The sequence below is a fragment of the Streptomyces subrutilus genome (genome assembly GCF_008704535.1).
Taxonomy (GTDB): domain Bacteria; phylum Actinomycetota; class Actinomycetes; order Streptomycetales; family Streptomycetaceae; genus Streptomyces; species Streptomyces subrutilus.
On record NZ_CP023701.1, the window covers coordinates 52,975 to 66,184 of the forward strand.

General features: G+C 74.8%; 12 protein-coding genes. 2 read left to right on the forward strand and 10 right to left on the reverse strand.

What is annotated here, in order from left to right:
• Positions 1–5: 5 nt before the first annotated feature.
• The 5 genes from CP968_RS00220 to CP968_RS00240 form a co-directional block, all read right to left on the reverse strand.
• On the reverse strand, positions 6–2,117 hold the full coding sequence (locus CP968_RS00220) for a xanthine dehydrogenase family protein molybdopterin-binding subunit (RefSeq protein WP_150516052.1): 2,112 nt from the start codon (positions 2,115–2,117) through the stop codon (positions 6–8).
• A 27-nt stretch (positions 2,118–2,144) separates the two neighbouring features.
• Positions 2,145–3,167, reverse strand: coding sequence for an FAD binding domain-containing protein (locus tag CP968_RS00225; protein ID WP_150516053.1), 1,023 nt, complete (start codon positions 3,165–3,167; stop codon positions 2,145–2,147).
• Complete coding sequence (locus CP968_RS00230) at positions 3,164–3,751, reverse strand: (2Fe-2S)-binding protein (RefSeq protein ID WP_229886957.1); 588 nt, start codon at positions 3,749–3,751, stop codon at positions 3,164–3,166. Before CP968_RS00230 ends, CP968_RS00225 begins: the two co-directional genes overlap by 4 nt.
• A 371-nt stretch (positions 3,752–4,122) precedes the next feature.
• Positions 4,123–4,686, reverse strand: coding sequence for a DUF3291 domain-containing protein (locus CP968_RS00235; protein WP_150516055.1), 564 nt, complete (start codon positions 4,684–4,686; stop codon positions 4,123–4,125).
• A 32-nt stretch (positions 4,687–4,718) separates the two neighbouring features.
• Positions 4,719–5,426, reverse strand: a complete 708-nt coding sequence (locus CP968_RS00240) for a helix-turn-helix transcriptional regulator (RefSeq protein WP_150516056.1) — start codon at positions 5,424–5,426, stop codon at positions 4,719–4,721.
• Between the two features lie 497 nt (positions 5,427–5,923).
• On the opposite strand from CP968_RS00240, the gene CP968_RS00245 reads away from it, so the two are divergent.
• On the forward strand, positions 5,924–6,529 hold the full coding sequence (locus tag CP968_RS00245; protein WP_150516057.1) for a hypothetical protein: 606 nt from the start codon (positions 5,924–5,926) through the stop codon (positions 6,527–6,529).
• A 282-nt stretch (positions 6,530–6,811) separates the two neighbouring features.
• On the opposite strand, the gene CP968_RS00250 is transcribed toward CP968_RS00245, so the two are convergent.
• The 4 genes from CP968_RS00250 to CP968_RS00270 all read right to left on the reverse strand — a co-directional run bounded on the left by CP968_RS00250 (position 6,812) and on the right by CP968_RS00270 (position 11,294).
• Positions 6,812–7,201, reverse strand: a complete 390-nt coding sequence (locus CP968_RS00250) for an ATP-binding protein (protein WP_150516058.1) — start codon at positions 7,199–7,201, stop codon at positions 6,812–6,814.
• 919 nt (positions 7,202–8,120) lie between these two features.
• Complete coding sequence (locus CP968_RS00260; RefSeq protein WP_167536732.1) at positions 8,121–9,074, reverse strand: DUF4158 domain-containing protein; 954 nt, start codon at positions 9,072–9,074, stop codon at positions 8,121–8,123.
• A gap of 249 nt (positions 9,075–9,323) precedes the next feature.
• A complete protein-coding gene (locus tag CP968_RS00265) occupies positions 9,324–9,728 on the reverse strand; it encodes an aggregation-promoting factor C-terminal-like domain-containing protein (RefSeq protein ID WP_412126184.1) in 405 nt (134 codons plus the stop codon).
• 426 nt (positions 9,729–10,154) lie between these two features.
• Entirely contained in the window at positions 10,155–11,294 is a 1,140-nt protein-coding gene (locus CP968_RS00270; protein WP_150516061.1) for an FAD-dependent oxidoreductase, read from the reverse strand.
• 104 nt (positions 11,295–11,398) lie between these two features.
• Between CP968_RS00270 and CP968_RS00275 the strand changes: the two genes are divergently transcribed.
• Positions 11,399–12,190: a TetR/AcrR family transcriptional regulator gene (locus tag CP968_RS00275; protein WP_150516062.1), complete on the forward strand. Its 792-nt coding sequence runs from the start codon at positions 11,399–11,401 to the stop codon at positions 12,188–12,190.
• 351 nt (positions 12,191–12,541) lie between these two features.
• On the opposite strand, the gene CP968_RS00280 is transcribed toward CP968_RS00275, so the two are convergent.
• Positions 12,542–13,159: a TetR/AcrR family transcriptional regulator gene (locus CP968_RS00280; RefSeq protein WP_208835962.1), complete on the reverse strand. Its 618-nt coding sequence runs from the start codon at positions 13,157–13,159 to the stop codon at positions 12,542–12,544.
• Positions 13,160–13,210: the final 51 nt, after the last annotated feature.

Here is a 13,210-nt window from a genome sequence, read left to right on the forward strand (position 1 = left end):
CCGGGTCAGGCGGGGCGGGCGAGGGCGGGCAGGACGCGGTCGGGGGTGAGGGGCAGTTCGCGCAGGCGGTGTCCGGTGGCGTGGCTGACGGCGTTGCCGATCGCGGCCGCCGCTCCGACGATGCCGATCTCGCCGATTCCCTTGCTGCCCATGGGGTTGAGGTGGGTGTCGTGTTCGTCGATCCAGTGGGCTTCGATGGCGGGTACGTCGGCGTGCGCCGGTACGTGGTAGGCGGCGAGGTCGCTCTCGGTGAAGTCGCCGAACGCCGCGTCCATGGTGCTGTGTTCGGTGAGCGCCATGCCCAGCCCCATCACCATGGCGCCCTTGAACTGCGAGCGGGCGGTGCGCGGGTTGAGGATGCGGCCGGCCGCGAAGACGCCCAGCATGCGGCGGACGCGGACCTCTCCGGTGACCGTGTCGACGCGGACTTCGGCGAAGTGCGCGCCGAAGGCGTGCCGGGCGTAGGGGGATGTCTGCGGGGCGGACGGGGTGGTGTCGGCGGAGGCGGACAGTCCTTCGGCGGGGAGCGGTCCGTGGTGGTGTCGCAGGCGTGCGGTCAGGGCGGTGCAGGCGTCGTGGACGGCCCAGCCCCAGGAGGCGGTGCCGGAGGAGCCGCCGGCGAGGGGGGCGTCGGGCAGGCCGGTGTGGCCGAGGGCGACGGTCACGGTGTCGAGGGGGGTGTGCAGGGCGTCGGCGGCGATCTGGGCCAGGACGGTTCGGGCGCCGGTTCCGATGTCGGTGGCGTCGACTTCGACGAGGTAGTGGCCGTCGGGGCGGGCGTGGGCCCGGGCGGTGGAGGGGGAGACGAGGACGGGGTAGGTGGCGGCGGCCACTCCGGTGCCGATGAGGAAGGGGCCTTCGCGGGTCGGTCGGGGTCGGCCGGTCCAGCCGAAGCGCCGGGCGCCGTCGCGCAGGCAGTCCACGAGGTGGCGGCTGCTGAAGGGGCGGCCGCTGTCGGGTTCGGTGGGCGGTTCGTTGCGCACGCGCAGTTCGACGGGGTCGATGCCGAGCGCGTCGGCCAGTTCGTCCATCGCCGATTCCAGGGCGTACATGCCGGGTGCCTCGCCGGGGGCGCGCATCCAGGAGGGGGTGGGGACGTCGAGGGCGACGACGCGGTGGGTGGTGCGGACGTCCGGTACGGCGTACATGACGCGGGCGGGTACGGCCGCTTGTTCGACGAATTCGCGGATCCGTGAGGTGTGGGTGGTGACCTCGTGGGTGAGGGCGGTGAGGGTGCCGTCCGCGCGGGCGCCGAGCCGGACGCGGTGCAGGGTGGGTGCGCGGTGTCCGACGGTGGCGGGCAGGTGGGCGCGGGGCAGGGCGAGTTTGACGGGTCTGCGGTAGTGGAGTGCGGCCATCGCGGCGAGGACGACGTGCGGGCGGGGGGTGCCCTTCGAACCGAATCCGCCGCCGACGTGTTCGGAGACGACGGTGATGTCGTCTTCGGTGAGCTTGAGCAGGGCGGCCAGTGCGGCGCGGACGGGGTGCGCGCCCTGGCTGGAGTCGTGCACGGTCAGGTGGTGGTGTTCCTCGTCCCAGTCGGCGGTGGCGGCGTGCGGCTCCATGGGGTGGTTGTGCAGGGGGGCCACCGTGTAGGTGCAGTCGACCTGTACGGGTGCGGTGGTGAGCGCGGTGTCGGGGTCGCCGTGTTCGCGGTGGGCGGGGTGGCCTCCGTTGGCGTCCTGGGGGGTGTAGGCGTGGGGGTGGTCCGCGCGGAGGGTGACGTCGTGCGGACCGGTGTCGTAGGCGACGCGCACGGCGGCCGCGGCGGCCCGTGCGTCTTCGGGGGTGTGGGCGACGGCGAGGGCGACGTACCAGCCGCGGTGGGGGACGCGGAGGTCCTGGAGGAGGTGGAGGGTGGGGTCGTCCCAGGTGCCCAGGCGGGGTGCGTCGTACGGGGTCAGGACGCCGATCACGCCGGGGAGGGCGGTGGCGGCGGCGGTGTCGAGGGAGGTGACGCGGCCGCGGGCGGCGGTGGCGGGCACGGGCCAGGCGTAGGCGCAGCCGGGGGGTGTGTGCTCGGCGGCGTAGCGGGCGGTTCCCGTGACCTTTTCGCGGCCTTCCCGGCGGGGGGCGGGGCTGCCGAGGGCGGTGGGGCTGCCGGGGTCGGGGGGCATGGGCGGTCCCTTCCTGGTCGGGTGGGGTCACGGCCGGCGGGGGGTGGGGGGCGGGTCGCCGGTGGTGGTGCGGATCAGGGTGGTGAGCGCGTCGTGGGCGAGGTTGCGGGCGAGGTCGACCTTGAAGGCGTTGTCGCGCAGGGGGCGGGCCGCGGCGAGTTCGGCGTCGACGGCTTCGCGCAGGGCCCGCTCGGTGGGGCGGGCGCCGGTCAGTCGTGCTTCGGCGGTGGTGGCGCGCCAGGGGCGGTGGGCGAGGCCGCCGAAGGCGAGGGCGAGGTGGTGTACGCGGCCGTCGCGGAGTTCGAGTACGGCGGCGACGGAGGCCAGGGCGAAGGCGTACGAGGCGCGGTCGCGGGCCTTGCGGTAGAGGGAGGCGGCCGCGGGGGCGGCGGGGGGCAGGAGCACGGCGGTGAGGATTTCGCCCGGGCGGATGACGGTGTCCTGTTCGGGGTGGTCGCCGGGGAGGCGGTGGAAGGCGGTGGCGGCGACCTGGCGGGTGCCGTGCTCGGCGTCGTACAGCTCGATCGTGGCGTCCAGGGCGGCGAGGGCGACCGCCATGTCGGAGGGGTGGGTGGCGATGCAGTGGTCGGATTGGCCGAGGACGGCGTGGTCGCGGTGCACGCCGTCGCGGGCGCTGCAGCCGGTGCCCGGTTCGCGTTTGTTGCAGGGTTTGGAGGGGTCCTGGAAGTAGGGGCAGCGGGTGCGTTGGAGGAGGTTTCCGCCGGTGGTGGCGATGTTGCGGAGTTGTCCGGAGGCGCCGGCGAGGAGGGCCTGGGACAGGGCGGGGTAGCGGGTGCGGACGAGGGGGTGGGCGGCGAGGTCGGTGTTGGGTACCGCGGCTTGGACGCGCAGTGCGCCGGTGGGCAGTTCCTCGATGGCGTGCAGGGGCAGCCGGGTGAGGTCGATGAGGGTGTCCGGGGTTTCGACGTCGCGCTTCATGAGGTCGACGAGGTTGGTGCCGCCGCCGAGGTAGCGGGAGCCGGGGTGGCGGGCGTGGGCGGCGGCCGCTTCCCGGAGGCTGGTGGGCCGTACGTAGGTGAAGGGCTTCACGCGGCTGCCTCCCGGCTCGGGGCGGGGTCCGGGGCGGGGTCGTCTGTCGTGGGGTCGCCTGTCGTGGCGGCGGTGTTCGTGGCGGTGTCCACGGTCGTGACGGCGTCGACGATGGCGTTGTAGGCGCCGCAGCGGCAGAGGTTGCCGCTCATGCGTTCCCTGATTTCCTCGGGGGTCAGGACGGCCGGGCGGCCGGTGGCGGCCGCGGTGGTCGGGGTGGTGGCGTGGGAGGGGTGGCCGGCGGCGGCTTCCCGCAGGGCGCCGACGGCGGAGCAGAGCTGGCCGGGGGTGCAGTAGCCGCACTGGAAGGCGTCGTGGTCGAGGAAGGCCTGCTGGAGGGGGTGGAGGGCGCCGTCGGCGTCGGCCAGTCCCTCGACGGTGGTGATCTCGGCCCCGTCGTGGGCGACGGCGAGCAGCAGGCAGCTGTTGGCGCGCCGGCCGTCGACGAGGACGGTGCAGGCGCCGCACTGGCCGTGGTCGCAGCCCTTCTTGGATCCGGTCAGGTCGAGGCGTTCGCGCAGGGCGTCGAGGAGGGTGACGCGGTGGTCCAGGTCGAGGACGTGGTCGCGGCCGTTGATGCGCAGTGCGACGGGCGAGCGGTGCGGGCCGGGCGTGGGGCCGGGCGTGGGGGGTGGTGCGGCGGGGGCGCGGGGGCCGGCGTCTTGCCCGGGGTGCGGGGGGTTGGTTCGGTGTGCGGCCACGACTGCCCTCCATGTCCGTCTACGGGCGGTGGGCCTCGTCGGCTCCCCCGGCCCGGCCGTCCCGCTCGCCCCGGGGGGCGGTCTCGGAGCGGGGGTGGGTTCCCCGTCCGGTGTCACGGTCATGGTGCGCTTCCCTCCGGCGGGGCGCATCTCCCGGGGCGCGGTGCCGGGGGGGGCGGCGGCGGGTGGGGCGGGTGCGGCCCCGGTCGCTCTCGTGGGGCGGGGGGCACGGGCGGGCGAGCGGGGCGGCCTTGTCAGGCTTTCGCCGGGTGGGCGGCCGGGGACGGTCGCGGCGGTGCCGGCGGCGCGGTGGGCAGGTGGTCGGCGGCTTCGGCGGCGGTGTGGGAGGAGGCGAAGGTGAACGCGCGGGGGGAGGGTCCGTGTGCCCGCAGGTCCGCCAGTCGCTCCAGGGCCTCGTCGAGGGTCGGGAGGTGGCCGGCGGGGATCCACCAGAGCACCAGGTGGGCCTCGACGTGCCGTGCGAACCAGGCGCGGCGCTGCCGCATCGCCTCCAGGTGTCCGCTGCGGTAGGCGAAGTCCCAGAGGGAGTCCTGGTCCTGCCAGACCGACAGGTTGACGATGACGTGCTCGCCCGCCGGGCGCAGGCCGGTGGCGTCGGCCGCTCCTTCCTCCACCAGTCGCCACACGAAGCCGGGTGCGGTGTCGGCGGCGGCGTTGACCGGGTCGAGCAGGTCGACGAACGGTGCGGTGCGCGGGTCGTCGAGGGGGTGGAGGAGGGCGGCGACGTTGAGTTGGGCGAGTTGGGCGGCGGGCACGGGTGCGGGTGCGGGTGCGGGTGCGGGTGGGGGTGGGGTCATGGGCTCATCCCAGCACGGCCCGCTTTTCTATGTCAATGATCGTTGTTTTTAGAATCTTCCACGACGACGCAGCACTCCCCCGGCCGGGCGTCCATGCGGGCGCGGACGGCGCCGGCCGCACCGAGCAGCCCTTCCAGCAGTGCGAGGTTCATGCCGCAGACCAGGGGCGGGAAGCGTTCGGCCACGGCGTGGAAGGGGCAGTTGCGCATGCGGACGGCGCGCGCGGCCGTCCCGGACGTACCTTCGGGGCCTCCGGCAGGTCCGGCGCCCCCGGTGTCCTCCAGGTGCGGTTCGTAGCCGCGGGCGGCCAGCAGTTCCACGGCCTCTTCGAGGCTGGCGCAGGGCTCGGCGGGAGCGCGCAGGGCTTCACCGCGGCGGCGCGCGGCCGCGCAGAGCGCGGCGTCCAGCCCGGCCCGCTCGACGGTCTCGGCGAGGAGTTCGGCGGCGGTGCGGTAGTCGCGGGCGGGCAGTGACAGCGTCCGCTCGGTGCGCGAGCGGGTGTACACCTTGGCGGGGCGGCCCGCCCCCGGCCCCGAACGGCCCGTCAGGCGGCGGCTGCCGCTCTCCAGCAGGCCGGCCTCGGTCAGCCGGTCCAGGTGGTGCGCGGCGAGGGTCCGCGCCACCCCGGCCGCTTCGGCGGCCTCGTTGCGGCCGACTTCGCGGCCCTGCGCCGCCACGTACTCGTAGAGGCGGCGTCGTACCGGGTCCTGCAGCGCCGCGATCGCGTCGATGTCCTCCATCCGGCCATTCTAGGAACAACGCGGGTTGGAGATAGAAGGGGCGGCGGGATCGCGCGGGCGGTCCCCCGCCGGCGGGCGGGGCGGCGGAACTCGGCGTTGAAGACGGGCGGGAAGCGCGCGGCCTCCGGGACGACCTGGATCGACACGAGGAGCGCCCGGCCGACGTCGTCGTCGTACTCGGCGGCGCTGTGCGGCTGCCGCATCGAGCGGTACGTGCTCCCGGGGGTCAGGACCGGGTTCTCCCGGTCGTTGCCGCCCGGGAGGCCTGAGTGGCTGCCGGTGCGCGGCATGATGCGGGCGTCGCCGATGCCGAGGGCGTTCTGTAACTCCAGGGCCCGGTCTCCGGACACGAGGTGGGTGTCGGCGCCGGGGGGGGGAGGGTTCGGCCGCGCGGGTCGGTGGAAGGGACGGGTGCGGCGTACGGTCGGGTGACCGGCCGGCCTCACCGGGCGGGGACCGGTCCTCCTCGACGCCACGACCCCAACGGGAGCCCGACGATGCGTCTTTACGCCCAGACCCCGGCACGTCGGAACCGGCAGGTGCTCGGGGACCTGATCGCCGCGGCCCTGGTGGCCGCCGCGGTGTGGTTCGCCCTGGCCGTCCGCGAAACGATCATGCTGCTGGCCGAGCCGGGGCGGAAGGTCGAGAGCGCGGGCGACAGCCTCGCCGCCGGACTCGGCAACGCCGGGGACGCGGCCGGGGGCGTACCGCTCGTCGGCGGTCTGCTGGAGAAGCCGCTGCGCTCCGCCGCCGACGCCGGCAGCGGGTTCGCCGACGCCGGACAGTCGCTCCAGGACACCGTCGGCCGGGTCGCGGACCTGACCACGGTGGCGCTGATCGTCGTCCCGGTGGCCGCCGTGCTGCTGCTGTGGCTGCCCTGGCGCCTGCGCTGGATCCGGCGCGGCGTCACCGTCCGGCGCCTCCTCGACGCGCCCGGGGGCGCCGACCTGCTCGCCCTGCGCGCCCTGACCGGCCCGCCGGGCGACCTCGCCGCGGTCCCGGTGCCCGCGGGCGGTCTCGCCGACGCGTGGCGGCGGGGGGACCAGCGGGTCATCTCCGACCTCTCCCGGGTCGCCCTCGACCGGGCCGGTCTGCGCCCCTGACGGCCGCCGGGGCGGCGGGCCTTCGGAACGGGGCGGGAGCGGGGGCGCGCGGGCTTCCGGCCGACCGGTCCGAGGGCGGCCCGGCGCGGTGTGGTGCGCGGGTGGCGCGTGGCGCCGCTAGGTCGTCTCTTTCGGATCTTGTCGGCCGAGCCCGCGGCGTCTGGTGCCGTGCCTGGGCGTGCTGCCGGGGCGCTCGCGTACTGGACGTACGTGGTCGCCTCGGCAGTGCGGCCGGGCACGGTGCCAGGCGTCGCGGGCCCGGCAAGATCCGAAAGAGACGGCCTAGCGGGCGAGGAGGGCGCTGACGGTCTTGCCGCCGGCCGGCCGGCGGGTCACGGCGGTGGCGCGGGCGAGGCGGTTGACCATGGGCCAGCCGAAGCCGCCGGTGCCGCCGTGCAGGTCGGGGGTGCGCGTGTGCGGCTCGTGCGGGCTGCGGTCGTGCACGGCCACCTCGATGGTGTCGGGGTGGGCGGTCAGGTCCAGGGTGCAGGCGCCGCCGCCGTGGCGCAGGGCGTTGGTGACGAGTTCCGAGACGATCAGGACCAGGGCGTCGGCGACTTCGGCCGCGATCGGGCGGACGAGGCCTTCGAGGAAGGCGCGGGCGCCCTCGCGGGCGCCGGCGAGGGAGGCCGCGGGGCGGACCGTCGCGATGGCGAGGCTCATCGTGTCCATCGGGGTCACCCCGGTCTCTTCCTGGTTCGGTGCGCGGTTCCGGTTGGGTGCGCGGTGTGCGGTGCCGGCCGTGGGCTCTTGTGCCCTGCCCGTGGTCCGCCAATCGCGGGTGGGGGCCGCACCCTGCCGTGTCGTTGTTCGAGGTCGATTACCTGACCGTCGAACACGCGGAAATCTATGATGGCTGGAGTAGACATTGGGCGATGGCGTGGTTATGGTTTCTCTCGTAGCCCAGAGAGACAGCAGGGCCCGGCAGAGACGAACTGCCGGGCGGTGGTAGCGCAGTTGCAGTACGCAGGACGGTGCGGTGGTGGAGCGTCGAAGCCAGAGCGGTTGCAGGACGGCGACGGGGCTGACGACCGGACCGGGTGGCCCGAGGTGATCAGGGGCCGCCGTGGACGGTGTCGCGGGGCAGTACCCGCGGCACCCGGCAGCGAAGTGCAGCACCTCGGTGAAGGCGTCGGCTGCGGACGCGCGCACCGGGAGGTCCGGCAGTGGGGTTCCAAGCCAGAGCAGACGCACGACGGGCGACGGGGCTGGCTGCCGGAGCGTGGCGCCGGGACGGGCCGCGCAGTGGTTCGCGTCACCAGCAGTACGCAGTTCCCGTGGTAGGCAGTTGATCACCGAGGGAAGAACGGAGGAGCGGGCAGGCGCCATCAGGATCGCCCGGGCGGGTTGTTCGAGCCCGGGTACCGCAGGACATCGATAGTGAGGTGGTCTCCGGTCAGGCAACCGCGATCCCCGCTCCCCCGACGGCGTTTCGGTCGGGTGGGCGGAAACAGAGGGCCGGCGCAGGATCAGGGCCGGCAGATGGTGTAGCAGTTCCTTCGGGGCCCCGGTGCCGTACGGCACCGGGGCCCCTCCACGTGTTCCGGCCGGTGTCCGGGGTTTCGGGGCGGCGGCCGGCCCCGCCGGCCGGTCAGCGGGGCCCGTCGGAGGGTGGGGCGGCGGCCCGCAGGAGGCCCGAGAGGGAGATCACGAGGTCCGCCAGGGTGTCGGTCAGCTCCCGCTCCCGGGTGTGGAGGAGGGCGGCCAGCAGGGTCACCCGCAAGGGGACGGGGTGGGTCCGCAGGAGGGAGGGGGCCTCGGCGGCGGCGCGGGTCCGCCAGCCGGCCAGGACCGGGGGTGCGATGCCGGTGAACAGGTCCGGCGGCAGTCCGATCGAGCGGACCGCCAGGAGCCTGTCCGCCTCGGCGAGGATCGTCTGCAGGCTGGCCGCGCCCGGGGCCTCTTTGATCGTCTTCAGGAGTGGCGGATCGTTTTGGCTCGGCCCCGCCGGCCCGGCTCCGGGTGCGGCGGCGGCGTTGCGGCCGGCCCGGGCGGCCACCAGGGAAACGATTCGCTGGGTGCTTTCCGGGCTGAGCCGCGAGCAGACCTGCGCCGTGAGCGCCTCCTCGGCCGCGTGGAGCGCCGCGGCGACGATCCGGTCGCAGCGGCCGGGGGTGGGCGGTTCGACGCCCTCGGCGCGGCAGCGCCGCATCAGCTCCTCGCGGACCCGTTCGGGGGTGCGTTCCTCCCGGGCGACGGTGCCGGCCAGGTAGCCGGTGAGTTCCTTGGCGTCGGCGACGGTGCACTCCCTGAAGCGGCGGTGGCCGCGGATCTGCGCGCGGTGGTACTCGGCGGTCCGCCCCGTCCAGTTGTAGGAGTCCAGGTCGGACGCGGGAACGTGCAGCCGGCGGGCGACGCACGCGACGGCGCCGTCCGGCAGCTCCGACGGGCCGTGGGGGAAGCGGCCGTACAGGGTGTGGAACTTGAGCAGCACGGCGAATCCCAGCCGGGTCGCGCCGCGCTTGCCCGCGGCGAGTTCCCGCTCCTCCTCCGAGAGCGTCCAGCGCTCGGCGAGCTCATGAAGGTCCGACTTTCTACGCGTCACGATCGAAGATCGTCGCCGTGGGCCTCCGCCCCCCACAGTGGTACGGCCCCGGGCTCACCCGGACGAAGGACATTCGGCGGCTTCCGGCGCATGCGGCGCCGGTGACGTGCTGTCGACCCGCATCCCGCGCCGGCCCCGGGGCGTGGACCGGCCCGCACCGCTCCGGCGGGCCCGGCGGCCGGACACGCGTGAACGCCCGGCCGGGGTGCCCGGCCGGGCGTTCACGTGCGTCTGAGGTCCACCGGCGGTTTAGTACCAGTGGTTGTTCTGCCAGAACTTCCAGGCGCCGACGGGGCTGCCGTAGCGGGAGTTCATGTAGTCCAGGCCCCACTTGATCTGGGTGGCCGGGTTGGTCTTCCAGTCCGAGCCCGCCGAGGCCATCTTCGAGGCCGGCAGGGCCTGGACCAGGCCGTAGGCGCCCGAGGAGGCGTTGGTGGCGGTGTGGTTCCAGCCGCTCTCGCGGGACACGATGTTGTTGAACGCCGCGAACTGCGCCGGGTCCTTGATCATCTGCTGGGCGATCGCCTTGGCGCTCGTCGGAGCCGCCTGGGCGGGAACCGTGGCGAGCATGGAACCGGCGACACCGAGGGCGACGACGGCACCCGCGAGGGTCTTCTTCGAGGCGGCGATGCGGCGGATGACGGTGTGGGACACGGACGGACCTTCCGAAGGGGACGGGGACGGTCGCGGCATGTCGAAGACATGCGTGAGCCACTCACGCGAAGGAGAGGGGTTCGTCGGCGGCGGGTGAAGCACCCGTGCCGCCTGGCGACTCATCCAGTTCTACAGACGCCCCGACCCCCTGGCAACGACCGCTCCTACTAGGCGCCCTCGCAGCCGGGGGCCCGCGGCCCCGCGCCGGGGGCGGGGCGTTCCGTGCAGGTGGGAGCCGGTGCGGGGCCGCAGGATCGGCCCGTGCGGGCCTACTAGAGCGGCTCGTATGTGATCTGGGCCCTATGGGACGGCTCACCCTCCAGGCGCCCGTATCTCACCGAATGTCACCGTATGTACCCGTGGAGAGGACCCGTCCGGACCGGTCGGACCGACACCGGCGTTCGGGCCGGTCGGGGCGGTCGGGGCTCATGCGGTCTGCTCGTCGCCGGTGTCGGTGAACATGCGGACCAGGCCGTGGGGCGCGTCGTCGCCGTACATCCGCTCGTGGAGGCGGACGGCCTCGGCGGCTTCCGCGGCGCTGCGCGGGAAGAGGTCCCGCTCGTACGCGGTGAGCGCGGCCTCGACGTCGTCGGGGTGCGCGGCGAGGGCCAGGCCGAGCTCGGCGCCGTCGTACATGGCCAGGTTGGCTCCCTCGCCGGACGGGATCATGAGGTGGGCGGCGTCGCCGAGCAGGGTCACCCCGGGCACCCGGTGCCAGCGGTGCTCGCCGGGCAGGGTGTGGAGGGGGCGCAGGACGGGTGCGCTCTCGCCGTCGGTGATCAGCGCGGTGAGTTCCGGTGCCCAGCCGGCGAACTCCTCGGCGATGCGGGCGGTGGCCGCGGCGGGGTCGGTGAAGTCGATGCGGGTGAACCATTCCCGCGGCTTGGAGAGCGCCACGTAGGTGTGGAGGGTTCCGCCGGTCTCCCGGTGGGCCTGGATCCCCCGGCCGGGCGCGAGGGCGAGGAGCGATCCGCCGCCGACCGCCTTCGCGCTGGCCGGGTGCCGCGTGTCGCTGTCGAGCAGGTACGTCTCGACGAACGACGTGCCGACGTACTCGGGCGTGGCGGCGGAGAGCAGGGGGCGGACGCGTGACCACGCGCCGTCGGCGCCTACCAGCAGTCGCGTGGTGGCGGTGGCGCCGTTGGTGAAGGCCACCTCGTGGCGGCCTTCGCCGAGGGCGCGGACGGATCGGGCCTTGTGGCCCCAGCGGACGGTGCCGGCCGGGAGGGAGTCGAGGAGGATCCGGCGCAGTTCGCCGCGCTGCACCTCGGGGCGGCCGCCCTCGGCGTCGTCGGGTTCGTCGAGCAGGACGGTGGCGTCGCGGTCGAGGATGCGCAGGGCCTGGCGGCCCTCCAGGACCAGGGCGCGGAACTCGTCGGTCAGGCCGGCCGCGCGCAGGGCCGGCTGGCCGTTGTGGTCGTGGATGTCGAGCATCCCGCCCTGGGCGCGGGCGGTCGGGGAGGGTTCGGCCTCGTAGACCGTGGCCGGGATTCCGTGGACGTGCAGGACGCGGGCGAGGGTGAGGCCGCCGAGGCCGGCTCCGATGATCGTGACGTGCGTGGGCATCGTGGCTCCTTGGGTGGGGGCCGCCGCCGGTGCGCCGGGCCGCCGCTTTGGAATGTCGTTCCAGTCATGTTGGAACAACGCTCCAGTCATGTCAAAATGCGGGGGTGACATCACCACGCGCACGCAGGTCGCCACGGCGGACGGAGGCACTCAGCCGCGAGCGGATCGTCGAGGCGGCCGTCGGGCTGCTCGACGCGGCCGGCGAGGGCGGGCTGACGTTCCGGGCACTGACCGAACGCCTGGCGACGGGGCCCGGGGCGATCTACTGGCACGTGGCGAACAAGGGCGAGCTGCTCGGCGCGGCGACCGAGGCCGTCGTCGCGGCCGCCGTGGCCACCGGCCCGCAGCGCACCGGGCGTGCGGGCGGGACCGAAGGGGCCGAAGGGGCCGAAGAGAGCGGTGGGGCCGCGGAGGCGGCGCGGGAGGGGATCCGCTGCGTCGCGCTCGGCCTGTTCGACGCGATCGAGGAGCACCCGTGGCTCGCCCCGCAGCTCGCCGGCCAGCTCTCCCGCAACCCCGGGGGGCCGGTCGCCCCGCGGATCTTCGAGAACATCGGCCGGCAGGTCCGCGCGCTCGGCGTGCCCGGGGACAGCTGGTTCACGGCGACCTCGGCGCTGGTGCACTACGTGCTCGGCGCGGCCGGCCAGAACGCCGCGAACACCGCGAGCGGGCGCGCCCTGGGTCCCGACGCGGACCGCGCCGGGTTCCTGGACGCGGTGTCGACGGCGTGGGAGGGCCTCGACGCCGAGGACTATCCGTTCACCCGGGCCGTCGCGGACCAGGTGCGCGAGCACGACGACCGCGAGCAGTTCCTCGCCGGGATCGATCTCGTCCTGGCCGGCATCACCGCCCTCCACCTGCCCGCCGGGCGGCCGGGCGGCTCGCCGGAGGCCTGAGCGGCGCCTTCGGCGGCGCGCGCACGGGCGGTCCGGCCGTCGGGTGCGGCGCCTCTCCCCCGGCCACCTCCGGGAGGGCCCGGAGTGGAGGGGCGCCCGCGTACGGGACCTGCTCGGGCGCCCCGACGACGCGGGCGAGGCGCCGGGCCGGGCGGCCGGGGTCCGGCACGGTCCGGGGGAGGCGGTCTAGGCCGTCTCTCTCGGATCTTGTCGGCCGGGCCCGCGGCGTCTGGTGCCGTGCCTGGGCGTGCTGCCGGGGCGCTCGCGTACGTCCCGTACGCGAGCGCCTCGGCAGTGCGGCCAGGCACGGTGCCAGGCGTCGCGGGCCCGGCAAGATCCGAAAGAGACGGCCTAGCTCTGGCGTCTGCGGAGCAGGGGCGGGGCGGGGTTGGGCAGGGGGGTGGCCGCGGCGGGGGTCAGGCCGTCGAGGACCAGGGTCACGTAGCGCCGCCAGCCGCCCTCGGACGGGTCCATGGTCCACAGCACGCTGACGAGCATGCCCATGATGCGCTTCAGGTCGTCGGGGACGAGGTCCGTGCGGATCACCCCGGCCTGCTGGCCGCGGGTGACCAGGGGGTCGAGCGCGTCGAAGAAGCGGGCGCTGGTCTCCGTGGTGAAGATGCCGGCGGTGCGCGCGGCGGTCAGTACGTGGTGTTCGTCGGCGGCCGAGGTCAGGGCGGCCTCGATGACGGCGCCGAGGCCGCGGCGCGGGTCCTCGTCGGCGAGTGCGCGCTCGATGGCGGGCAGGACCTCGTGGGTGAACTGCTGCTCCAGGACCGCGCGCAGGAGGGCGGCCTTGTCCGGGAAGCGGCGGAAGAGCGTCGCGATGCCCACGCCGGCGCGTCGGGCGATCTCGTCGAGGCCGGCGTCGGGGCCCTGTTCGGCGTAGACGTGGCGTGCCGCCCTGACGATCTTCTCGACGTTGCGCACCGCGTCTGCGCGCAGCGGCCTGGGGGTTTGGGTGGGCACGTGTCCAGGATACCAACCGATAGTCGGCAATCAGTTCGAGTTGACACCCTG